Origin of the sequence: Asticcacaulis excentricus (genome assembly GCF_003966695.1) — a bacterium.
Taxonomy (GTDB): Bacteria; Pseudomonadota; Alphaproteobacteria; order Caulobacterales; family Caulobacteraceae; genus Asticcacaulis; species Asticcacaulis excentricus_A.
Map to the genome: position 1 here is coordinate 842,255 of NZ_AP018827.1, position 22,931 is coordinate 865,185.

The 22,931-nt window shown below is 60.2% G+C and carries 23 protein-coding genes; 9 read left to right on the forward strand and 14 right to left on the reverse strand.

What is annotated here, in order from left to right:
- Positions 1–3: 3 nt before the first annotated feature.
- Positions 4–657 (reverse strand): ChrR family anti-sigma-E factor, encoded by a 654-nt coding sequence (locus tag EM6_RS03865; RefSeq protein ID WP_126420407.1) that lies wholly within the window; start codon positions 655–657, stop codon positions 4–6.
- A complete protein-coding gene (locus EM6_RS03870; RefSeq protein WP_126420408.1) occupies positions 654–1,313 on the reverse strand; it encodes a sigma-70 family RNA polymerase sigma factor in 660 nt (219 codons plus the stop codon). Before EM6_RS03870 ends, EM6_RS03865 begins: the two co-directional genes overlap by 4 nt.
- Before the next feature lie 247 nt (positions 1,314–1,560).
- On the opposite strand from EM6_RS03870, the gene EM6_RS03875 reads away from it, so the two are divergent.
- Positions 1,561–2,940, forward strand: a complete 1,380-nt coding sequence (locus EM6_RS03875; RefSeq protein ID WP_126420409.1) for an NAD(P)/FAD-dependent oxidoreductase — start codon at positions 1,561–1,563, stop codon at positions 2,938–2,940.
- Positions 2,937–3,776, forward strand: coding sequence for a DUF1365 domain-containing protein (locus tag EM6_RS03880; protein ID WP_126420410.1), 840 nt, complete (start codon positions 2,937–2,939; stop codon positions 3,774–3,776). Before EM6_RS03875 ends, EM6_RS03880 begins: the two co-directional genes overlap by 4 nt.
- 102 nt (positions 3,777–3,878) lie before the next feature.
- On the opposite strand, the gene EM6_RS03885 is transcribed toward EM6_RS03880, so the two are convergent.
- Both EM6_RS03885 and EM6_RS03890 read right to left on the reverse strand, forming a co-directional pair.
- Positions 3,879–6,752: a TIM-barrel domain-containing protein gene (locus tag EM6_RS03885; RefSeq protein WP_126420411.1), complete on the reverse strand. Its 2,874-nt coding sequence runs from the start codon at positions 6,750–6,752 to the stop codon at positions 3,879–3,881.
- Between the two features lie 140 nt (positions 6,753–6,892).
- The gene (locus EM6_RS03890) at positions 6,893–8,554 is read right to left on the reverse strand and encodes a DUF5597 domain-containing protein (protein ID WP_126420412.1); all 1,662 of its coding nucleotides are present in this window, start codon (positions 8,552–8,554) and stop codon (positions 6,893–6,895) included.
- Positions 8,555–9,029: 475 nt separating this feature from the next.
- On the opposite strand from EM6_RS03890, the gene EM6_RS03895 reads away from it, so the two are divergent.
- The gene (locus EM6_RS03895) at positions 9,030–9,737 is read left to right on the forward strand and encodes a FadR/GntR family transcriptional regulator (RefSeq protein ID WP_126420413.1); all 708 of its coding nucleotides are present in this window, start codon (positions 9,030–9,032) and stop codon (positions 9,735–9,737) included.
- A 259-nt stretch (positions 9,738–9,996) separates the two neighbouring features.
- Here EM6_RS03895 and cckA read toward each other — a convergent pair whose 3' ends face one another.
- The 4 genes from cckA to fliQ all read right to left on the reverse strand — a co-directional run bounded on the left by cckA (position 9,997) and on the right by fliQ (position 14,503).
- A complete protein-coding gene (gene cckA, locus EM6_RS03900) occupies positions 9,997–12,150 on the reverse strand; it encodes a cell cycle histidine kinase CckA (protein ID WP_126420414.1) in 2,154 nt (717 codons plus the stop codon).
- Positions 12,151–12,322: 172 nt separating this feature from the next.
- A complete protein-coding gene (flhB, locus tag EM6_RS03905) occupies positions 12,323–13,390 on the reverse strand; it encodes a flagellar biosynthesis protein FlhB (RefSeq protein ID WP_126420415.1) in 1,068 nt (355 codons plus the stop codon).
- On the reverse strand, positions 13,391–14,197 hold the full coding sequence (gene fliR, locus EM6_RS03910) for a flagellar biosynthetic protein FliR (protein ID WP_126420416.1): 807 nt from the start codon (positions 14,195–14,197) through the stop codon (positions 13,391–13,393).
- A 42-nt stretch (positions 14,198–14,239) separates the two neighbouring features.
- Positions 14,240–14,503 (reverse strand): flagellar biosynthesis protein FliQ, encoded by a 264-nt coding sequence (gene fliQ / locus EM6_RS03915; protein ID WP_107870319.1) that lies wholly within the window; start codon positions 14,501–14,503, stop codon positions 14,240–14,242.
- A gap of 169 nt (positions 14,504–14,672) precedes the next feature.
- On the opposite strand from fliQ, the gene EM6_RS03920 reads away from it, so the two are divergent.
- Entirely contained in the window at positions 14,673–15,317 is a 645-nt protein-coding gene (locus EM6_RS03920; RefSeq protein WP_126420417.1) for a hypothetical protein, read from the forward strand.
- On the opposite strand, the gene EM6_RS03925 is transcribed toward EM6_RS03920, so the two are convergent.
- The 3 genes from EM6_RS03925 to flgB are packed head-to-tail and all read right to left on the reverse strand — an operon-like array spanning position 15,318 to position 16,491.
- A complete protein-coding gene (locus EM6_RS03925) occupies positions 15,318–15,626 on the reverse strand; it encodes a flagellar hook-basal body complex protein FliE (RefSeq protein ID WP_126420418.1) in 309 nt (102 codons plus the stop codon). It lies immediately after the preceding gene.
- Between the two features lie 11 nt (positions 15,627–15,637).
- The gene (gene flgC, locus EM6_RS03930) at positions 15,638–16,060 is read right to left on the reverse strand and encodes a flagellar basal body rod protein FlgC (protein ID WP_126420419.1); all 423 of its coding nucleotides are present in this window, start codon (positions 16,058–16,060) and stop codon (positions 15,638–15,640) included.
- A 17-nt stretch (positions 16,061–16,077) separates the two neighbouring features.
- A complete protein-coding gene (gene flgB / locus EM6_RS03935) occupies positions 16,078–16,491 on the reverse strand; it encodes a flagellar basal body rod protein FlgB (RefSeq protein WP_126420420.1) in 414 nt (137 codons plus the stop codon).
- A 137-nt stretch (positions 16,492–16,628) separates the two neighbouring features.
- Here flgB and EM6_RS03940 point away from each other — a divergent pair, with 137 nt between their 5' ends.
- From EM6_RS03940 to EM6_RS03955, 4 genes are all read left to right on the forward strand, one after another.
- Positions 16,629–16,949: a flagellar biosynthetic protein FliO gene (locus tag EM6_RS03940; RefSeq protein WP_126420421.1), complete on the forward strand. Its 321-nt coding sequence runs from the start codon at positions 16,629–16,631 to the stop codon at positions 16,947–16,949.
- A gap of 38 nt (positions 16,950–16,987) precedes the next feature.
- Positions 16,988–17,755 carry a flagellar type III secretion system pore protein FliP gene (gene fliP, locus EM6_RS03945; protein WP_420000737.1) on the forward strand — a complete coding sequence of 256 codons (768 nt, stop codon included), beginning with the start codon at positions 16,988–16,990 and terminating at the stop codon, positions 17,753–17,755.
- Positions 17,756–18,088 carry a hypothetical protein gene (locus tag EM6_RS03950; protein ID WP_126420423.1) on the forward strand — a complete coding sequence of 111 codons (333 nt, stop codon included), beginning with the start codon at positions 17,756–17,758 and terminating at the stop codon, positions 18,086–18,088.
- Between the two features lie 232 nt (positions 18,089–18,320).
- The gene (locus tag EM6_RS03955) at positions 18,321–18,722 is read left to right on the forward strand and encodes an argininosuccinate lyase (protein ID WP_126420424.1); all 402 of its coding nucleotides are present in this window, start codon (positions 18,321–18,323) and stop codon (positions 18,720–18,722) included.
- A gap of 73 nt (positions 18,723–18,795) precedes the next feature.
- On the opposite strand, the gene EM6_RS03960 is transcribed toward EM6_RS03955, so the two are convergent.
- The 3 genes from EM6_RS03960 to EM6_RS03970 all read right to left on the reverse strand — a co-directional run bounded on the left by EM6_RS03960 (position 18,796) and on the right by EM6_RS03970 (position 21,835).
- A complete protein-coding gene (locus EM6_RS03960; RefSeq protein ID WP_126420425.1) occupies positions 18,796–19,779 on the reverse strand; it encodes a nucleoside hydrolase in 984 nt (327 codons plus the stop codon).
- Positions 19,780–19,829: 50 nt separating this feature from the next.
- Positions 19,830–20,747 carry a DUF7544 domain-containing protein gene (locus tag EM6_RS03965; protein ID WP_126420426.1) on the reverse strand — a complete coding sequence of 306 codons (918 nt, stop codon included), beginning with the start codon at positions 20,745–20,747 and terminating at the stop codon, positions 19,830–19,832.
- 206 nt (positions 20,748–20,953) lie between these two features.
- Positions 20,954–21,835: an SPFH domain-containing protein gene (locus EM6_RS03970; RefSeq protein ID WP_126420427.1), complete on the reverse strand. Its 882-nt coding sequence runs from the start codon at positions 21,833–21,835 to the stop codon at positions 20,954–20,956.
- Between the two features lie 456 nt (positions 21,836–22,291).
- Between EM6_RS03970 and EM6_RS03975 the strand changes: the two genes are divergently transcribed.
- The gene (locus tag EM6_RS03975; RefSeq protein ID WP_126420428.1) at positions 22,292–22,930 is read left to right on the forward strand and encodes a DsbA family protein; all 639 of its coding nucleotides are present in this window, start codon (positions 22,292–22,294) and stop codon (positions 22,928–22,930) included.
- Position 22,931 lies beyond the last annotated feature (1 nt).

Sequence of the window (22,931 nt, forward strand, 5' to 3'; positions counted from 1 at the left end):
GGATCAGATACGCGCGAAAGGCTGCAACAGTTTACCCAGAAGCGTCTTTGGCGCTATGGGCGCGTTCGCCGCGATCAGGCACAGGCAATCGTCCGCCGCGATCAGGGGCGAATGATGATCGCCTTCGTCGCACGACACGCAATCGCCGGGATGATAGGCCCCGCGATCGTCGCTGAAACAGCCGGTCAGAACCAGAGTCATCTCCAGCCCCTGATGGTCGTGGACCGGCATCTGCATCCCGCCCTTGACGTGCATCAGATAGGTCAGACCGCGCCCGTCCTTGGGCGCGTCAAGATGCGCCATCCACACGCCCGGCGCGCCCCAGTAGCGCGGCTTGAAGGCCGCCGCGCGCACGGATTCCGGCAGGTCGATACCTTTGAGATAGGCGGGCAGTTCGGGTGCCACTCGCGGCTCAGGGGCCTCTTCGGGGCGCTCGATACGCGCCAGCGCCAGCTCCAGCGCGTCGTCGGCCATATCGACCGGCACGATGTCTTCGAGCATGGAGGCACCGATGGCGTCGAACAGGCGCAGCGACGTGCGGCAATGCGGGCACATTTCCAGATGCGTTTCGACCAGCAGGGACTGACCGGCGTTCAGACGGCCACGGTGATAGTCGAGCAGGATAACCTCATCGAGGTGGTGATTAATGGCAGTCATACGCTTTTACTCTCGATCTTGGCGCTTTTACTCTCAGCACGGGTTTCAAAGGCCGCCCGCAGCCGCAGAAGCGCCAGCCGAAGACGTGATTTCACGGTCCCCAGAGGAATGGACAGGGCCTGAGCAATGTCGCCATGCGACAGGTCTTCAAAAAACGACAGCCGCACCACTTCGCGCTGCTCCGGCGACAGGGTCTGCATCAGGACGCCAATCGTCTTGGCATCCTGCACCCCGATCAGGTGCGTATCCGGGGCCTGTTCCGGTTCCGGGGCCCACAAATCTTCCGGCAGGGTTTGTGCCCGCTTTTGCTTGCGCAAGCCGTCGATATGCAGGTTGCGCGCGATGGAATAGATCCACGTCGTCGCCGACGCCTTGGACGGGTCGAAATAAGAAGCCTTGCGCCACACATTGAGCAAAGCGTCCTGCGCCAGGTCTTCGGCTTCGATGGCGGTCAGGCCGCGACCCATCATGAAGGCCTTGAGTTTGGGCGCGTATTGACTGAACAATTGCGCATAGGCCGCACGGTCACGCCCTTCGGCGATACGTAAAATCAGGGCTTCGGGCACACCCACGGGACGCCCTCCCCGGCTCAGGCCAGTCTCTGCGACGATCATCCGCGTAGAAGACCCGATTAAATCGTCGCGGTCAAAGGACATTTGAGGCCGCCCGTAAAGAGTCGATGTGGACTTAGCTGTGGTCATGAGGTTTCTACGACGCCGCCACAGGTTTGGATTTCCGCCACAGGCTATTTGAAAATGACTTTTTGAGAGGCGTTTCGGCCGGAGGCGGTCAGCCTCTTTGGCCGTTGATATTATAAAGCATGTCATTTCCGGAAAATCAGATAGGCTGATCCAGCGCCCGACTCCCGGCGTAAGCGTCTTTATATAAGCAAGGACATAAAGAATGTACGACGCCAGCCGCGCCACCCCGGACGCTTCCCGCCGCCCCCGTATCGCCATTGTGGGCACAGGGATTTCCGGCTTATCCGCCGCCTGGCACCTCCATCCGCACGCCGACATCACGGTGTTTGAAAAGGAAGACCGCCCCGGCGGCCACAGCCACAGCGTCAATATCGGTAGTGCCGAGACCCCTCTGTGGGTCGATATGGGCTTTATCGTCTTCAACACGCCCTGCTACCCCAATCTGACGGCTCTGCTCGACTATATCGGCGCGCCGCATCAGTCTTCGGACATGTCGTTCGGCGTCTCTATCGACAAGGGCCGGCTGGAATACGCCTCGGTGTCTCTGGCCGGGCTTCTGGCGCAATGGGGCAATGTGGTGCGGCCGCGCTTCCTGCGCCTGATGTGGGACCTAGTACGCTTCTACAAGACCGCCCCGCTCGATCACAAGGCGCGTCAGGATGAGACCCTGACCCTGGGGCAGTATCTGATCAGCCGGCGCTATTCGCGGGCCTTTATCGAGGACCATCTGGTGCCGCAGGCCGCCGCCATCTGGTCCACCTCCGCCGCCGAGGTCATGGACTATCCGTTCCGCGCCTTCATGAATTTCTTTGAAAACCATGGCCTGCTGAAGCTCAATCTGGCCGAACGTATCCAGTGGCGAACGGTCACCGGCGGCTCGCAAGCCTATGTGGAGCGCCTGATCGCCCCGTTCAGAAACCGCATCCGCAATCACTGTGGCATCGCGAAGGCTGAACGCCACGCCGAGGGCGTCACCCTGACCGATACGCACGGCGAGCGTCATCATTTTGACGAGGTGGTGTTCGCCACCCACGCGCACGACACGCTGCGCATATTGGGGGACAATGCCACACCGCACGAGCGTGAAGTCCTTTCGGCCTTCCGCTACACCGACAACGAGGTGGTGATGCACACCGACGCCAGCCTGATGCCGCGCCGCCGCCACGCCTGGGCCAGTTGGAACTATATCGGCCGCAAGGATGAGATGACGGCGGGGCGTATGCTGTGCGTCACCTACTGGATGAACCTGCTGCAAAACCTGCCGGGTCGGGACGTGTTCGTGACGCTCAACCCCGTCACGCCGATTGCCGAAGATAAGGTGATCAAGCGCATGATGTTCGACCACCCCCTGTTCGATCAGGCCGCCATCGCCGCCCAGACGCAACTGGGAGACTTGCAGGGCGTCAACCGCACCTGGTTCTGCGGCGCCTATTTCGGCGCGGGCTTCCACGAAGACGGCCTGCAATCGGGTCTGGCGGTTGCCGAGGCCATCAGTGGCGTTTCGCGCCCGTGGGCCTTCGACTGGAGCCGCTCGCGCATCTTCTGGCAACCGGCCCGCGCTCTGCTGGAGGCGGCGGAATGATGCGCCCGGCCCTCTATGCCGGCCCCGTCATGCATCACCGCTTTGCGCCCAAGGTGCACCATCTGGAATATTCGGTGTTTCAGATCCTGTTCGATCTCGACCACCTCGACCAGAGCCTCAAACCCTTAAAGACGCTCGGCCTCAACCGTTTTAATCTACTGGGCTTTTACGAACGCGATCACGGTCCGGTTCGGGGCGACACGGCCACGCCGCTGCGTGAACGGATCATTGCCTTTCTGACGCCACAGGGCCTTTATGAGGCGGGCGACCGGCTGTTCCTGCTGGCCATGCCGCGCGTTCTGGGCTTCGTCTTCAACCCGATCAGCCTCTATTTCGTCGAAAAAGCCGATGGCGACCTGCGCGCCGTGGTCTATCAGGTCAACAACACCTTCGGCGATCGCCATTGCTACGTCCTGCCGGTGCAGGACAAGGGGCGGCTGCATCAGGCGGCGGACAAGCGGCTGCACGTCTCGCCGTTCATGGATATGGACATGGCCTACAGCTTCGACCTGACGCCGCCGGAAGCGCGTTTTGGCCTGCGCATCCTGCTGGAGCAGGTCCGCCCCGAAGGCCGCGAAAAGATGCTGGTGGCGAGCTTCAACGCCCAACGCGAAGCGCTGAATGACCGGGTACTGATGAAATACTTCCTGACCATGCCGTTGATGACCTTAAAGGTCGTGTGGGGCATCCACTGGGAAGCGCTGAAAATCTGGCTCAAGGGCGTCAAATACCGCCCCGGTCCCAAACAGACGCCCGATGTCTTCAGTGTGGGACAGCCTCTGCCATCTTACGCCCCCGGCGTGCCGGTAGAGGTGGCACCCCGCGAAGCGCGGTGACCGAGGGGCTTAGCGGCTGATCAGCCGCGTTTCAGGTTCCACCACCGCGCCCTGCGGCAGCGGTCCTCCCCGGCAAGCCGGGGAGGTATAAGGAATGGTGACCTAAGGCCGCTTCACCTTCACCGCATTGCCCGAATAGGCGACGCTGATGGCCGGAGCGTCGAAGTCGGTCGTCTTGTCGCCCGCCTTCAGGAAGCGCACCTTGAAGGTCCGCGCCGCCACCATCTTGTCGTACTGGCCCGTGCGCGCCCCGATGGTCAGTTCGCCGGTCTTGTCATTATAGCTGAACGGGATACGGGTGAACTTGCCCTTCTCATAGCCATTCGACACGCCATCGTCCTCATAGAGGCTGTAGCGGCCATCGGCACCCGTATAGACATTGATCGTCAGCGGGGCGTCCGGCTTTTCATCGACATACTGCATGACCGGGCCCATCGGCAGGATCGCCCCCGCCCTGACGAACAGCGGCAACTGATCAAGCGGCGCCGCGACGGTCTGCGTCTGACCGCCCTTCACCGTCTCACCGGTATAGGCGTTATACCAACTGGCTCCCGCCGGGAAATAGACGCTGCGTGAGGTGGCCTGATACTTGGTGACCGGCGCAACGAGGATCGACTTACCGAACATATAGGCGTCCTTGACGTCCTTCCCCCTGGCATCTGTCGGAAAGTTGAGCGCAAAGCCGCGCATGATCGGGGCCGACTCATAATGGGCGTCCGCGGCCGCCGAATAGATGTACGGCATCAGGCGGTACCGCAGCTCAAGGAACCACACCATATTGGCGCGCATGGGCGAACCCGGCGGCGAGATTTCGTGGATTTCGCGCTTCACCCCTTCGCCGTGCGAGCGGAACAGCGGCGAGAAGGCCCCGAACTGCCACCAGCGCTGGTTCAACTCACGCCATTCTTTCAGGTCCTCAGCCGTACCCGTGCCACCGGCGGCGCGGTTTTCCTGAAGCGCCCCGACATCCTTGCCCTGAAAGCGCGTTTCCTGCGCATAGCCACCGATATCGTGCGTCCAGTTGGGCACGCCGGAGAAGCCGGTCTGCACGCCCGCCGAAATCTGATCGTACAGATTGTCCCAGGTGCCGACGACATCACCCGACCAGAGGGCGGCGGCGTTACGCTGCACGCCGGCAAAGCCCGAACGGGTCAGGATGAACTGACGCTTGTCCGGCTGATCGGCTTTGAGGCCCTCATAGACGGCCTGAGAACTCATGGTCGAATAGGCATTGTGGACCAGCGCGCCCGGCCCCATCTGGGTCGGGGTGATCAGCTCGGCAAACTCCTCCGGGCTGGTGTTGGAGCGCACGTCCGGCTCGGTATTGTCCATCCACCAGGCGTCAAAGCCGTACTTGGCCAGACCTTCCTTCATCTGACGGTAGTAGATGTCGCGCGCTTCCTGATTATAGGGCGAATAGTGGCTGTTGAGATAGCCCGGCCCCACCCAGTCCTTGGCACCCAGTTCGACATTGCGGCGCCACATATAGCCCTTGGCGTCCAGCTCCTTATAATTGTCGGTATTGGGATAGAACTTGCCCCAGATCGAGATCATGATGCGGGCGTTCTGCTTGTGCACCTCATCGACCAGCTTTTGCGGGTCGGGGAAGCGCACGGGATCGAACTTGTGGCTACCCCACTGGTCTTCGGGCCAGTAAAACCAGTCCTGCACGATATTGTCGATCGGCCACCTGTTGTCGCGATAGGTTTTGAGCACCCCCAGAAGCTGATCCTGCGTCTCATAGCGCTGACGCGACTGCCAGAAGCCATAGGCCCATTTCGGCATCATCGGCGGCTTGCCGGTGACGGTGTGATAGCCGGAAATGACGCCTTCAAGGCTGTCGGCGGAGATGAAGTAATAGGTCAGACCCGTGCCCGCCTCAGACGTGAAGCGCAGCGAGTGCTTGTCCGCCGCCGGTTCCGGGTTGGAATGGTGCAGCGAGATCAGGCCGCCCGCCGGCAGCCACTCGACCTGGAACTTGACCGGCTTGTTTTTGGCGAAGGTCTGCTCGAAATTGTTGTACCAGGCGTTCCAGCCCATACGCCAGATGCCATGATCGAAGATCGTCTTGCCATCGACCTTCATCGTCACATAGTCCGAGGCAAACAGGCGCATCTTGTGCACGCCCGGCGAGTCCGAGGTGGCCGAGCCTTCCCAGACGACCTTGACGGTTTTGCCCGTCGTCGCGGCCTTGCTCAGCGCCGGATCGGTCGGCCAGTACTTATCGACATCGCTCAGGAACTGATAGCGGATGTCAGGCTCAACGCGCGTCAGGATCAGCTTGTCATCGACATAGTATTTGGCGGTCAGGCCCTTGGAACCATCGAGCGCCGTCAGTTTCAGATCGCGGCTGGCCAGACCGAAGCGCACCGGATTGCCAAAGCGCGTGACCGAATTGTTGTCCCACAGCACGCCATAATTCTTGTCCGACACCACGAAGGGGATGCCGATATCCATATTGTGCTGGCGCAACTCGATGTCTTCGCCATTAAGGTTCATCTGGGCGTTCTGATGCTGCCCCAGACCGTAGAAGGCCTCGGTCGTGCCGGGGTTGAACTGGGCGCTGGTGGCCACATAGGGCTTACCCTCGACCGTTACCGGGGTGATGGCGCTCTTGACTTCTTTCAGCACCGGCTGGCCCTTGGCGTTGAAGAAGGTCAGGCGGCCAGTCGTCAGGTCCACCTGCGCCGAGGCGGCAGCGGCCTTAAGAGTAACAGTACCCTTGCCGTCGGACACGGTGAACTTGCCTTCCGGCTTGGCGATGGCCATCAGAGACGGCAGTTGTTCGCGCGCCGGATCATCGACGCCGACCACCTGAATGATCGAGTCGCTGATGACATTGAGGCGGATTTCCTTCGCCGTGCCGGTATCCGGCTTGACCACAATACCGGTATCGGTGCGGCTATAGGTCCCGGCCAGCGCCGTGGAGGCCATCAGGGCGACGGCCAGCGTCGAGGCGTAGATATAGGGTTTCATCTGTCTTCTCCCGAATATCTCTTCTCCCTTGAGGGAGAAGGTGGCGCGTCAGCACCGGATGAGGGGGGCATGCAGGACGGCCTGTGCGTCCCCTCACCCCGGCCCTCTCTCTGTATGAGCGAGAGAGAGGAAGTTCATTATCAATAGGTGGCCAGCTTGACCTTGAGCACGGCCGGCTGGCCGGTCAGGTTCAGGCCGTAGTCGGTCTGGTCGCCATTCCACACGAAATCGACAACCCACTGGCCGTTTTCAAAGTGCCCCTGCTCGACCGAACGGAAGATCAGGTTCTTGCCTTTGTTCTTTGGGCCCAGCCCGAAATTCAGCCGGGCGTGGACGCCGGTGACCAGAAATTCGTCTTCGGACAACTGCGCCACGACCACGCCGCCATTGGGCTTTTCACGCCCCGGCACCGGATCGATCTTGCCCAGCCACGTCCATTCGGTCAGACCGAACTGCCACTCGCCATAGAGCACGTCGAGCGTCCACTTACCGCCAAGGTCGATCTTTTGCGGCTTGCGGTCATCGGCCTCGGCGACGCCCCAGACGGGGTTTTCATAGGCGATCTTCGCCCAGTCGCGCATCATCGGCGCAAACAGGGCGTACTTTTCCCGAAACGGTTTCAGGCCTTCGGGCGAGATGTCCTTGCCGCCCAGCGGGTAGTTGGTATAGCCCGTATAGTCGATGCCAAACGGCGCAAAGCCGATGCCGCCGCGGCCGAAGACACTGAAAATATAGCGGGCAAACTCGGTATCAGAGCCCGTTTCCGGCACAAACAGCGGATTCTCGAACTTCGTGTAGAGGTTCAGCACCGCCTCGTAATTGGCCGAGTCGCGCTTATAGATATCGGGCGCGATGATATCGATGGCCGGGGCCGCCGCCTGATAGATGTCGATGACATTGTGGGTCGGCCCGCCCGACGAATAGGTCTCCGGCCCCACCTCGATCAGTGGCTCACGCAGCGCCGCATTGACGTACATGGGCAGGTCATAGACGGCGCGACCGGCGGCCGCGATCTCATTGATATAGCTGGCGATATGCCAGGCGTGGAAATATTCGTCGGCGTGTTTTCCGAATACCTCGCTCCACGTGCCACCCTTGCTGAGCCCCTTCTTTTTGAGCAGGGCCGGCGGCACCGCTCCTTTGAAGACCTTTTCCGCCTTGGGCGAATAGTCGCGCACGCTGCCATAGGTGCCGGACTCGTTCTGCGGCTGGATCATGATGACCGTGTGCTGGTCGCCGTCGATCTTTTTCAGGTGCGTCATCAGGGCGACAAAGGCCTTCTTGTCGGCCTCCAGCGTCGTGCGCTCCATCGGCGACAGGCAATAGGACAGGGTCCCGTCTTTTTTGGTGATCCGCGGGAAGCGCTTGTTATCGAGCTTCACCCAGTCCGGCGTATAGTTGGGCGAGGTGTTTTTCCACGTCCCGAACCACAACAGCACCAGACGCACATTGTTCTGACGCGCCTGCTTCACCAGCTCATCGACGTAGGAGAAGTCGAACTGGCCTTCCTTCGGTTCGATCTGCTCCCAGGCCACCGGAATTTCCAGCGTGTTGGCCTGGATCTCCTTGATCGCCGGCCACACCTTGGGCAGTTGCGCCACGTAGTTGGATGAATTATTGGCCTGCGCCCCCAAAATGAGGTAGGGCGCGCCATCGACCATCAGCGCCGCCTTGCCGTTCTTTTTGACCACCTGCGGCAGCGGCTTGTTTTGCGCTCGCGCCTCCGTGACAGGTACAAGACATATAGCGGCACCGAACACGGCGACCGACATCAACAAACGGCGCGGTAATCTCAAACTCATGCACGGCTCCCCTGACTGACCGATGCGACGCACCAGCCCTTATGGACGGACACACGGTCCACGTCTGACGTTCGGTTGAGGGATAACAGTCGCCCGCCTTTCCAGCGGTGCGCCTGCCCGGCACTGTTCCCTCGTTACGTATGCCACTCTCAAAAAGGCAGCATTTTTTATTATACAATTGTCTTAATCATGCTTGATTCACCGCGCAAGGGCAAAAATGATAACGCTATCATATTCAATCGTTTTCACATGTCTTTGCAGGAGTGACGGTCAAGCCGGCCGCATATTTGTCATTTAAGCTGGACAAGCGGCGGAAAGATCGGTGATTACTCATCTTATAACAAGACTCAGACATGCCTACAGGCAGCTTAGAGCGTGTTTCGTTCAGATGAATTCGAATCGACGCTCTAAATTTTTGGTTTAACGCGCTTTTTTGCCCGAAAAGTGCGTCACACGTTTCGGAAAGCGCTCTAATATGCGTACGCAGCACGGCGTCAGTCTCACCTACGGACTTCTGGAAACCCTCGGCCAATCCATTGTTTCCGGCCATTATGACGGTAGCGGTTTTCCGACCGAGGCGGAACTGTGCCAGCAGTTTTCAGCCAGCCGCACCGTCGCGCGTGAGGCGGTGAAGATGCTGACGGCCAAGGGCCTCTTGAGCGCGCGCCCGCGTCAGGGCACCAAGGTCGAACCGGTCAGCCGCTGGAACCTGCTCGATCCGGATGTCACCCGCTGGCTGATGGAGCGCCCCTTTTCCAACACCATCTACCGCGAATTTACCGAGGTGCGTCTGGCTATTGAGCCGGTCGCCGCCGCCCTGGCCGCCCAGCACGCCGACCGCAAGGACATCAAGGCCATACGCGACGGCCTGAACGGTATGCGCGACCACGCCGCCGAACACGATCAGGCGCTTGCCGCCGATATCGAATTCCACGTCGCCATCCTGCGCGCGTCGGGCAACCCCTTCTTCTGGCAGCTCCGCGAACTGATCAATACGGCGCTGCGCCTGTCGATCGGCGTCACCAACAAGATTTCCGGCCACACCGCCTCCATCCCGGCGCACGAAGCCGTGCTGATCGCCATTGAAAAGGGCGATGCCGACGGGGCCCTGCACGCCATGCGCGCCATCCTGCTGGAATCGCTGGAACTGATCAAAACCTACGACCCGGCGGTCGGAGAGTAAGCAGGGGCACGGCCCCTGCACCCGTTAGTGAGCGCTTGTGAGTCGGCCCCTTTTCTTTCCTTACACCTCCCCGCTGGCGGGGAGGGTGTCGGCGCAGCCGACGGGTGGGGTGGTTAGCCACCTTATCCCGATGCGCACGCGAACCGCGTAACTCAGAACACCCCACCACCATGTCCTCTGGAGGTGGTCCCCCTCCCCGCACGGTGTGCAGGGAGGTGTAAAACAGAAGGGCGCTTCATGGGTCTTATCAGCGCCAAACTCACGCCGCCAGTTGCGCCTTGACCCGTTCGGCCAGCGTCTTGATATCCAGCGGCTTGGGCAGGAAGGACACGCCCACCTCGTCTTCCAGAAGGTCCGAGAATTCGGCCTCGGCATAGCCCGAAATGAACATCACCGGCACATTGCCAAGGAAGGGACGCGCCTTTTTGAGCATGGACGGCCCGTCCAGCCCCGGCATGATAACGTCGGAAATCAGCAGGTCAAACTTGTCGCCGCTCTGGATGATGTCGAGCGCCTCTTCACCGTCCGACGCCTCGGTCACCTCATAGCCGCGCTGACGCAGCAGGCGGGCGGCAATACCGCGCACGATTTCTTCATCTTCGACAAACAGGATGCGCCCGGCACCGGACATGTCCTTCGGCGTGACCTTGGGCGGAGACGCTGGTGCCGCTTCGACCTTCGGGGCGTCAGGCTTTGCCACGTGCACCTTGATCGGCAGGAAGATTTTGAAGGTCGCCCCATGCCCCTCAGCGGGTGCCACGACTGAGGCGATGGCGATATGGCCATCGGCCTGGTTGACGATACCATAGACGGTCGCCAGCCCCAGACCCGTCCCCTCGCCCAGCGGCTTGGTGGTGAAAAACGGCTCGAACACCTTGGTCATGATCTCTGGGGGGATGCCGGGGCCATTGTCCGACACCTCGATCAGGGCCGCGCCCTGCGCCGGCGCCTCGGCCCAGCCCTGCGCTACGGCCTCGGCCTGAGTGAGCGCCGCCGACCGGATTTTGACGCGCCCGCCACCGGAGGCGTGCACCGCATCGCGCGCATTGACGACCAGGTTCATCACCGCCATCTCCATCTGGCCCTTGTCGGCGTGGATGTCGGGCAGGTCACGGCCATATTCGGTTTCGAGCTTCACATCCTCACGCATCAGACGGCGCAGCAGCACCTCGGATTCGGAGATCAGTTCGCCCAGATTCAGCGTGACGCGCTTGACCGTCTGCTTGCGCGAAAAGGCCAGCAGCTTGCGCACCAGATCCTCGGCGCGCGTCGAAATCTGCCGGATTTCGTTCAGCCCGCCATAGGAGGGGTCGCCCAGTGGGTGGTTGTGCAGCAGGTCTTCGACGCGCAGCTTGAGCCCGGTCAAAAGGTTATTGAGATCGTGCGCCACGCCGCCGGCGAACTGCCCGATGGCCTGCATCTTCTGCACCTGCGCCAGAGACTGCTCCAGTTGCTTCTGCTCGCTGATGTCGAACAGATAGAGCATGAAGCCGCCCGGCGTGTGGGCCAGACGCACCTGAAGCGGCAAGTCTTTGTTCGACAGCAGCTTGACCTCAAAAGCGGTCTTTTTGGCATCGAGCTTGGCCTGCGCCTCTTCGCGCGAGGCGGCGTCGATCAGGTCACCCCACACCTTGCCGGTCAAATCCGCCACCGAGCCGCCCATCAGGCGCGTAAACACCGGATTGACGCGGGTAATTTTCGCCGTCAGCAGGGTGTCGCCTTCCAGCAAGGCCTGACCAAAAGGCGCATCCGACCCGTCAAACGCCGGAGCGACAGAGGGTTGCACCACAATGGCTTCCGCCTCTTCCGCTGTGTCTATGCCCTCGGCAACCGGCAGTTCATGATTGAGCAGAAGCCCGGTCCCCAGCACGCCTTGCGAGGCCGCACGCACCAGCACGCGCTCATCACCCAGACGCGACAACAGCATTTCAAAATCAAAGCTGCCCAGTCGCACCAGCGCGCGGCTATGGCCCTGCGCACGGGCTTCGCGCATGGCGACGAACAGCGCCGCGCTGCCGTCTCCGGCGGGCAGGCGCTTCTCATTGCCGCCCGCGTCGCGCCAGGCGGGGTTGGTGGCGCTCAGACGTCCGTCAAAACTGGCGATCGCCGCCGGTTCGGCCAGCGCCTCGACCAGAGCCGTAACGCCCGGTCCCTGAGCGTCCGCTTCGTCGTCGTGCCCGAAGGCGAACAGCGCCACCGACACCACCGCCCCCATCACGATGACGAGGATGGTCAAAACGACGCCTACCGGCAATTCCCCCGCGATGAACCAGAAGGCGGCACAGGCGCAGACCACGATGATCCCCACCACCGTCAGGGCCAGAGGCGACGCAAAGTCGCGCAACCGCTCCAGCAGGTTTTTGGGCACAGCAGCGGGCGTATGAGCCGATGTTTGGGCGGGCGACGAAGACAAGGCGAAAACCTCTCACCAAAACGAATCGCTGGAGTTTAACCTAATTTGCGAATCCTGCCCGGATTTCGCTCCGGAGCGATGTGCGGAAAAGTGTGAGCGGTTTTTCGAAAAAACATCGCGACAAAACAAAAATTTAGAGCGAAATGGCGACTCCACTCAAAGTCATTTCACTCTAAAACCCCCGTCGCTTGCGCACCATGACGAAGGAGATGATCTTGGCCACGGCCTGAAAATGCGTTTCGGGGATGATCTCATCGACGTCAATGGCGGCATAAAGCGCGCGCGCCAGCGGCGGGTCTTCGACAATAGCGATGTCGTGTTCGCCCGCCACCTCGCGGATTTTCAAGGCCAGTGTATCCACCCCCTTGGCCACGCACAGCGGCGCGGGCGTTTCCTCATCATAGCGTAGGGCCACGGCGTAGTGGGTCGGGTTGGTGATCACCACCGTCGCCTTGGGGACATTGGCCATCATGCGCTGGCGCGACTTTTCCATGCGGATCTGCTTCAGACGGCCCTTGACGTGCGGGTCGCCTTCGGTCTGCTTGTATTCGTCCTTGACCTCGGTCTTGGTCATCTTCATGCGCTGAGAGAAGCGGAACTTCTGGATGAAGTAATCGGCCCCACCTTCCAGCGCCATGAACAGGCACACCGCCACCGCCAGTGAGAAAAACACCTCCTTGGCATAGGGCAGGACCATCAGCGGCGACGCACCAGCCAGCCCCGCCACATCGACCGCCCGCCCCTTGAGGATCATCCAGGTAATCACGCCCACGGCGATCAGCTTGATCACCGTCTTGGCGAACTGGATCAGGGCATCAACACCAAACAGGCGCTTGAAGCCCGCCATGGGGTTGAGCTTGGAAAAGTCGGGCTTGAGCTTTTCGGTGCTGAACATAAGGCCGGTCTGGGCCAGACTGCCTATGGCCCCGGCGGCACCGGCCACCAGCAGGATCAGGGCGATGATCGGCAGGACCTGCCCCATCAGGTGGTTGGCGATGGTCAGACCGCCATCCCCCATCAGCGAGTCGCGCAACAGGTGTGGCGCAGCGACGAATACGCGCAACGTCTCGGTCAGCGACAGGGCTATCTTGTCGCCATAGAGCATGACCAAGGCGCACGCCGCGATCAGCGACAGGGCCTGAGGGACGTCGGCGGATTTGGCAACGTCGCCTTTCTTTCGCGCCTCTTCGAGTTTTCGGGCCGAGGCCTCTTCTGTCTTGTCTTCGCCTTCGTCTGCCACCTAAGCACCTCTTACAAATAGGCGCAGGAATTCCTCATAGTGCTGAAGGAAGACCAGACCGGTGCCGCCCAGACTGAGGGCGAAGATGGCCAGCCCCAGCAGAACGCTGACCGGGGTGACCGCGAAGAAGATGGGAAAGGCCGGCATGATGCGGCCGATAAAACCGGCGGCGACATTGATAATCAGGCCGAAGACCAGGATAGGCGTCGTCATCTGGATGGCCAGCATGAAGGTATCGCCCACCGTGCGGATCATCAGTTGCGTCGCGTCACCCACCATGACCGGGCGCATCGGCGGAAACACCCAGTAGGAGTCCCGCATTCCGGCGATGAACAGGTGGTGCAGATTGGTGGCATAGATCAGCACCAGCCCCAGCATGGCCAGAAAGGTGCCGATCGAGGTTGAGGGCTGGGCCTGCGCCGGATTGGCGGTTTGGGCAAAGGACAGGGTGGTTTGCAGCGACACCACCTCGCCCGCAATGGCCAGTGCCCCCAAAAAAGTGCGCATCAACATCCCCAGCATCAGGCCAATCACCGCCTCATGGAGGATAAGCCCGGCCATGGCCCCCAGCTTGGGTGGCAAGGCGGGCATTTGCGACTGCACCACCGGCACCAGCATCAGGGTGAAGACAAAGGCAAAGGACAGACGCATACGCGGCGGCACGGCCTGATCCCCCAGCCCCGGAATGAGGACCGCCACCGACCCCACGCGCACAAAGATCAGCATGGCGGTAAACACCACCTGCGACGTACCGAAGAAGGAGGTGACTTCGGTCGGGAAATCCGGAGCGGGCGTAACGGGGATCATAACCGCCACCTATGACGCGATTCTTGCCGCTCAGACAGCGCGTCAGATGCCCGCGATCTTGGTAGCGATTTCCTTCATGAAGCCGGACAACAGCGCCCCCATCAGCGGCAGGACGAGCAGCAGGGTCACGAAGACCGCGATGATCTTGGGGGCGTAGATCAGGGTCTGTTCCTGAATCTGGGTCAGGGCCTGAAACAGGCCGATCACCACACCGACGATGAGACCGACGATCAGAACCGGGGCACAGAGCTGAATGGTCAGCCAGATGGCGTCGCGTCCGACGCTGAGAACTTCCGTACCGGTCATGAAAATCGCCCTACACTTAAAGCCACGGACCCCACCGACCCGCTGGGCACATTTTGCCGGGAGTGTGGTTAATTTTTCATTAAGCGTGGCACGGCCATTCCTTTCCAGATTGCCATAAGCAAACAAACTGCTATCTTGCGATGTATTCGGAGACTTTCGGGGGATATCTATGCGTTTTCAGCTTTTGCTTTGCTGCGCGTTCAGCTCGTTTCTGGCCTCATGTAATGCCCCAACCACCTCGGAAGAAGACCCTGTCGCCGAAGCGCCTGCGGCTGAAGCCAGCGCCCCGCCCGCGCCAGCCTTGTATTTCTGGTACACCAAAGACAGTATCACTATAGAAAACAAGGACACGCGCCCTATCGAACTGCAGCGCCTTGTCGTTAACAGGGTTGAAAACGATAGCGATTGCGACATCAAAATATTCAAAAAAATTCCGCCACAGGCTAAGGAAAAAGTCAGCGTTCCCAGTTGCGGAAACTTTACGCATGTTCAGGCGATCACAAATTTGGGGAATGTCGAAGAATCTCCCGACTATCTAATCGCTAACACCACGCTAACGGTCGGAACACGTTTGAATTACAGCAATGACAAATACGAACAGATCATCACCTTTTTTAACAATGGTCCCGATCGGGTTACACTGAACAAGATCGTACTGAACGAACAACAAAACGATCCGAAATGTGCAATAAAAATATTCAAAACAATCGAAGCAAATTCTTACGAAACCGTGGTTGCTGATGATTGCGGCAAAATATCTAAAGCATCTGTTGAAACGGACATCGGCAGCTTCAACAGCGTTTTCAACAATTGATCAGATCGGCATTCTCAGGATTTCCTGATAGGCGCTGATGACCTGATCGCGGATAGCGATGACGCTTTCCAGCGACGCCTCAGCGGTGGCCACAGCGGTCACCGCGTCGATCAACTCAGCCTTGCCCTGCGAATGCGCGATCATCTGCGACTCGGCGTTCTGGGTCGATTTCATCGTCTGTTCCATGGCCCCGTTCAGGACCTTGGAAAAAGCCGCCCCCACATCGTGCGTGCGCGAACCCTCTTCGTGCAGGCCGGAGACCTGTTTCTGAACGGCCCCGTAGGCCTTGGCGACAAGCATGGGGTTCATTTATCGAGCCTCTAACGCTTCAGGATATCGAGCGTCTTCTGCTCCATAGAGCGAGTCGTCTCGATGACATTGAGATTCGCCTCATAGGCCCGCTGCGCGTCGCGCATATCCATGCTCTGAATCAGACTTTTGACATTGGGCCGTTTGACATAGCCATTGGCGTCGGCGGCCGGGTGGCTGGGGTCGTACTCCTCCTCAAACGGCGTCTCATCGGGCCGCACAGCCGCCAGCTTGACGCCCATGGCGCCGTCTATCTTGGTCGCTTCAAACACCGGAATCTGGTTGCGATAAGGGTCACCGCCGGGGGTCTTGGCCAGCGAGTCGGCATTGGCGATGTTTTCCGCGATAATGCGCATGCGCGCCTGCTGCGCCCTGAGCGCGCTGGCGGCGACCGAAAGGGTCGGATGGGTGTCAGTCGTCTTGTTAATCGGCATTGTGTGCGCCCTCTAACCTATCTACCCGGTGCCTTACCTGCCATGCGGATCAGGCCCAGCGACTTCTGGTAAAAGCCCAGAGCCGCCTCATACTGCATCCGGCTTTCGGCCATTTTGAGCATTTGTTCTTCCAGCACGACCGAATTGCCGTCCATGGTGGTTTCGGAATCCGGCGAAACCACCGCCTTGGGCGCAAAGCTTCCGCCGCCTTCGACATTCATGTGCCCGGCATTGGTCACGCTGAGGCCCAGTCCGGTCTGTTCCTGCTGCCCTTTGAGGACGGAGGCAAAATCGAGAGCCTTGAGGTCGCGCGGCTTGAAACCCGGCGTCGAGGCATTGGCCACGTTCTGCGCCACCAGCTTCTGGCGCTGACCCAGCCAGGTCATCTTCTCTTTCAGCGCCCCAAGGAGGCCGATATTTTCCGTGCTCATGCGCGATGCCTTACCTGTCCGCTGCGACTCAGCCTATGCAGAGCGGCAGGCAAAATATGCCCCCTTGTTGGTTAACGAGGCTTTAAGGCCTTGTGCCGCATATCGGGGCGGTGGTCGCGTATGGAGGGGTTGGCCCGATGGATGTCTTTTTAAGTCTGTTGCGGGCGGCCTTTGCGCTGGCCATCGTTCTGGGGCTGGTGCTGGGCCTCGCCTATGCCCTGCGGCGCTATGCACCGCAACTGCTGGCGCGCTTTCAGGGAGAGCGTGGGGAGCGCCGCCTGAGCGTTGTCGAAACCCTCGTCCTCGATCCGGCGCGGCGTCTCGTGCTGGTGCGCGTCGATGATGAGGAGCGCCTGCTGCTGCTGGGCGAAGGGCAGGAACTGATCGAGCCGCGCCAACTGCCCGCGCCCAAGCCGAAACCTGCCCCTGCGCCCACCGTCAATCGGCCGGTGCTGTGATGCGGATGCCCGACCTTTTTCGTCAGTTCGGCAAGCCAATGCGCAAACGCGACTATGCCGTGACCCTGCTGGGCGGCATTCTCGGTTTCGCCCTAATGATCTTCCCCGGCGACGTGCTGGCGCAGTCGGTCAATCTTGATCTGGGGCAAGGCGGCACGCTGACGGCGCGCGTCGTGCAGATGCTGGGGCTTTTGACCGTCCTGTCGCTGGCGCCGTCCATCGTCATCATGACCACCTCCTTCATCCGCATCGTGGTGGTGCTGTCCCTGCTCAGAACGGCGCTGGGCCTGCAACAGAGTCCGCCCAATGCGGTGCTGATCTCGCTGGCCATGTTCCTGTCGGCGGTGGTGATGGCCCCCACCTATCAGGCGGCCTATGACGCCGGCATCCGCCCGCTGATGGATCAGGAGATGGAGATGCCGCAGGCCTTCGACGCGGCCTCCGAACCGGTCAAGACCTTTATGCTGTCTCAGGTCGATGCGGGCGATCTCAACCTGTTTATCCGCCTGTCCAAGGTCGAAAAGCCCAAGGACAATATGGACCTGCCGATCACGGTCATCACGCCGGCCTTTATGATTTCGGAACTGAAGACGGCGTTTATGATCGGCTTCTTCCTCTTCTTGCCGTTTCTGGTGATCGACCTCGTCGTCGCCTCGGTGCTGATGAGCATGGGGATGATGATGCTGCCGCCGGTGGTGGTGTCGTTGCCGTTCAAGCTGATCTTCTTCGTGCTGGTTGATGGCTGGCGGCTGGTGTGCGGTTCATTGGTCGAGAGCTTTACCAAGGCCGGGGGCGCGGGGGGATAGATGAGACTCATCGACGATAAATTCGAGCGACTGGGTCAGGACACCCTTTTCTATCGGCACGGTCGGCATCGACCGGCCTATCGCCTGAAGGACGAGGCGCAAGCCATCGCCATTCGCAAAGCCTTGCTGAGCGGCTATGCCCTCATGCTCATGCAAATCGTGAGCGTGCCGATACTGGTCTTTATGATCTGGATGCTCGACTCCCAAAATCCGCCCTGGTGGATATTACTGACGACCTTGCCGGGATTTGGCTTTACCTTCTCGATGATCCGTAACCGCCTCAATGACCTCCTCAAGGATACGCCCCGGCTGGACACATCTATTGTTGATTGAATGGAGCCAAACTTTTACGGGCGACACGTGCAGCCGTGCAAGTCTTGCACCCAAGTTCTACGCCAGACAGCGGGTTGGAAAGTCATTGCCTGTCTGAGCGGGGCGAACCGTGATAACTTTGTTACGGCCATTTCATTTAAAGTCGTTATAAATGAGGGTAACCGGATCGCGGCGATTGAACGCTGCGGGACTGTTTTTTGCGTTTCGATTAAATTTTTTCGGGAGAATTTCAATGGTTTCAAATGCTCAAACGCGCCGCCAGAGTGTTGTGTGGCTGATGGCCGCGCTTTCGGCCTTCGTTGTCTACATGCTGGCCAGCACCGTGGCTCTGGCTCAGGGCAAGCAGAATTTCACGCTGATCAATCATACCGGCTACACGATTTCCGAAGTTTATGTGTCGCCCAGCAAATCGGATAGCTGGGACGAGGATGTGATGGAAGAGGATGTGCTGCCCAACAATGCCAGGGTGGACATCGCCTTCAGCCGCAAGGAAAAGGCCTGCCTGTGGGACCTCAAGGTCGTCTATGATGATGGTGAGTCGGCGGAATGGGAAAACTTCAACCTGTGCGAAGTCTCAAGCATCGCCATCAGCTATAGCCGCAAGACCGGCGAAACCTGGGCCACCTACGAATAAGCTCCCACAAGGTATCTTCGACAGGCGTCGGTCTCATCGGCCGACGCCTGTCAGATATCGCCTGCCGCCGCTCTCAAGCGCCGCGCGTCAGTCCCTCGACCAGTTGCCGTTTGAAGCCGGGTAAATCTGTCCACTGCGTCGCCACGCGCACGGGACGGCCTTTGGCGGGGTCGATCAGCGTCATCCCGTCATCCGACACGCTGAGCGGCAGGGTCTCCATAACCAGTTTCGACTCGTCAAAGGCCATTTCAACCGCCACAGCATCGAATTGCACCGAGCTTTGCTTCGTCAGGTCGAAATCCTTGGCCATCCATGGCGCGTTGGGCAGCCACACCTTGCTGTTTGCGATACAGGCCACGGCGAAGGGATCACGGCTCTGCCACAACTTTTGCCAGTCGGCGCCATCCAGCGTCACCAGACCGCAGGTATCGAGCGGCGTAATCGCACAACTGAGCCAGTCGGCTTCGAAGATGGTGCGCAGCGCCGCCGGATCGACCTTGACGTTATATTCGGCATCGGCCGGCGCAACGCCCTTATAGCCGATACGCACCGAGCCGAACATGCCGATAAAGCGCGCCTTTTGCGCCAGCTTCGGTTCGCGCCGCAAGGCTTCGGCCAGTTCCGTGGCCGGGCCGACGCTGATGATCGTCACCGGATCGGGTGAGGCCATCACTGTGTCGATCATGGCCTGAGCCGCATCCGTGCGCACCACGCCGCGATAGGAAGCGAGCCGGTAATCTCCGACCCATCCGGCCTGCGCGCCGGTGTCTTCGCCCTTCGGACGGCCCATGGCAATGGCCACGTCACTGCGCCCGGCCAGGGTGAGCAGTTTGGCCGTCAGGCGGGCCTTGTACTGCGGGCTACCTGCATCGGTGGCCACCAGCTTGAGCGCCAGTTCCGGCCGCCGCAGCAGGTAGAGGAGCGCGAAGGTATCGTCCACATCGCCGCCAATGTCAGTGTGAAAAATCACCGACACAGGCTTGCGCGTCCTGGCGGCCACAGGCCCCGCCACCGACAGCGCCACAGACGATAACAGCAGGGTGCGACGGTCGAACATGCAAGGCTCCTTTACGGCAAGCCTATCGTCCGACCGCCCTCACATCAAGGTCAGAACACTTCGACCGAGCGCGTGCCCTTGTCGCTTAGGGCACTGTAGGCCGCTGCCGAGGCGCCGTAGATCAGGGCATAGAAGCCGCCCATCAGCAGACTGCTGACGAGGGTTTGTGCGAAAAAGACAGGCGTCATCAGAGCCGCGACGGAACTCATGTCCGGACGGCTCATCTGGGTGATGGCCTGCGTCCAGCCACCGCTGGTCCCGACCACCAGCGCAAAGACAAGACTATAGACGATGATCATAATGACGATCATCACCAATCCCAGCAGAAGGTAACCGCCCAGCAGTTTCCAGCCCTGCCCCTGGGTCAGCTTGAAGCTGCCGAAAATATTGATCTTCTTTTCGGCAAAAGACTGCACCATAACCAGCGACCAGCGGCTGACGATATATAGAAAGGTGACAATGCCGCCAACGACCAGAACAAAAATCAGAATTCCGGCCAGAATTTCGCTGAACTGGCCCACCATGGAGACAATCCCGATCAGTATGGCCAGCGCAATGCCGAACACGATGTAGAACAGAACGAACGCCAGCGCCCACAAAATGCCGACCAGTATCTGCCGAAACTCATCGCCCCCCAGTTTCAAAAAGGCAAAACCACCGGTACCCGGCCGCAACTGGCTGCGGAAGACGGCGCACTGGATGATAGCGGAAGAGATCAGCCCCAGAACACCGGCAATGAGATAGACCGGCACAAGCGCCCCAAGATGGCCGAACACCTGCATCGGGTCGGCATCGGGCGCAGTCTGATAGTTTTGCAGCGCCGTCAGGGCCGGCCCCGCCACCGCCACTATAAGCAGCGACGACACCACACTGACCACCAGATAGACCAGACCCCAGACCAGCACGGCCAGCGGGCTCTTCTTAATGATTTCAATACCCGCAAAGGCAAAATCAATCGACAGTTTCATAATACCCCCTCCCTTTCAGAGGTTTCAAACCTAACGCAAATGGAGAGGGACGCAAGGCCCCTCTCCAGATCATTAGGGTTTCCGACGGAAACATAATGATCTGGATTATGTTTCGACCCTCGCCGGGCGGCGGCTCCGCCACCTTGGCCGCCGCCTCAATGGCGGCTTGAGCGGAATGATCAGAGATCATTCCGCTCTGAGGACACTTAATCCGCCTTTTTCAGGTCGATGAACGGCGTGGCCGAGCCCGTCACCTGAGGCAGTTTGCCGTCCCACTTTTCGATGGCGCGCAGTTGCACCACGCCGGGGCTGGCGGCGATCGACTGGGCGATCAGGCGGTTGGCCTCGGCCTGACCACGGGCCTCTTCGATCTTCGCGTCGGCCTGCGCCTTGGCCACGGCGACCTGCGCCTGAGCCGCTGCGGCGTCGGCGTCGGCCTTGGTCTTGGCCTGAATCGAGTCGAGGATCACCTGCGGGTAGCGGATGGTGCCGATCCAGTCGAGCTGACTGATATTGACGCCCTGCGGCTCCCACTTGCGATTGACGCGGGCCAGCGCCTTCTGGATCACCTGTTGACGGCCACCGCGATACAGGAACTCGACGCTGACCAGCTCGGTTTCCGCCGCGATGGCGGAGCGCACATCATTGCGGATCGGGCCTTCGAACATCTGATCGAAGGTCAGGCGGTAGCGCTTGTAAAGCTCAGGCGCCTTGCCCGCGTCGATACGCATGACCAGTTGCACGTCCGCCGTCATGGGCAGGGCGTTGTTGTCCGAGAAGTTGATCTCCTCGTTTTCCGGGCCGCGCTCATCCTGTTCGCGCGTATAGGTATAGGTGCGCTGGATGGCCGGGAATTCGACGATACGCTCGCCGATCAGGTTGAGGTGCCAGCCCGACGGCAAAGCGGTCTTGTCCACGCCGGCATTGGGGCCCAGCGTGCGGATCTTCACGCCAACATTGCCGGGCTGGATCGTCTGCCCACACGAGGCCAGACCAAACAGCGCCAGAAGCGCCACGGCGCCCAGCGGCGCATAGACCTTCCAGCGGCCAGAGAGCTTGGGAGCGGTATTGAGACTGTTGAGATTCATGGGTGTCTTCGGCCCGCCGTCATCCGGCGCGGTCCGTCCTTTCCAAAAGTGAGAGGGGGTTCAGAGACAAAAGGATACGCGCCCTGAAAAACGGGTGGCATCGTCTGGGTTTCGGGGGCTTGATCGCAAGTAAAGCAAATATGGGCTGGGCCGAGATTTCGACTAGCAGACGGAGGCTTAAGATTAGTCAAATCGAGCCGTTCCATCTTCATTCAGGGGCCGCGCATCTGTTCAGGGCGGCTATGCTTTTTCGTTTGGCGATCGTAAACCTTTGCGTTCGTTAAACTCCGTTACACCGGAGAATGCAGATATATTACATGGCCACAGCTTCGCCACAAAGCGAATCCGGACAATGATAACGCGGATGTGATCAGGGGAGGCGCGGGTCACACTTTCGCCGCCATTCTCATTCTGGATACAGGGCAAAACGCACCCATCGGACCTTTGGGGACCCTCATGATCAAAACCGTTTCCACGCTGCGCCTGACGGTGGCGGCATTCCTGATGCTGGGTCTGGCCGCCTGCGGTCAGTCCGGGTCGAAGGGCACGATCAAGGTGGATGAACTGAGCGAAGGCAAGGCCGACGCGCCGGTAACGGTGGTCGAATACGCCTCTGTGGCCTGCCCCATCTGCGCGCAGGTCAATGAAAAGATGATGCCCGCCTTCAAAAGCAAATATGTTGAAACGGGCAAGGTGCGCTACGTCTATCGCCCCATGATGACCGGCAATGCGGCGGTCGCGGCCGCCGGGCACATGCTGGCCAACTGCGTGTCGCGCGACAAGGCCCTGACGGTGATCGACTCGATCATGCGGGCTCAGCCGGAAATGGATCAGGGCGGCGCTCCGGAACAATACGCCAATGCCCGCCCGGTCCTGCTGCGCATCGCGCAATCGGCCGGCCTGAGCGAGGCCGATTTCAACCGCTGCGTCACCGATCCGGCAGGGCTGAACACGCTCAATGAGCTGAACCAGCAGGCGCTGAAAGACGGCGTCACCGGCACGCCGACCTTCCTTATCAATGGCAAGACGGTGCAACTCAGCCGCTATGAGATCGACGAGCTGTCGGCGCACATCGACCCGCTGCTGAAGAAGTAGG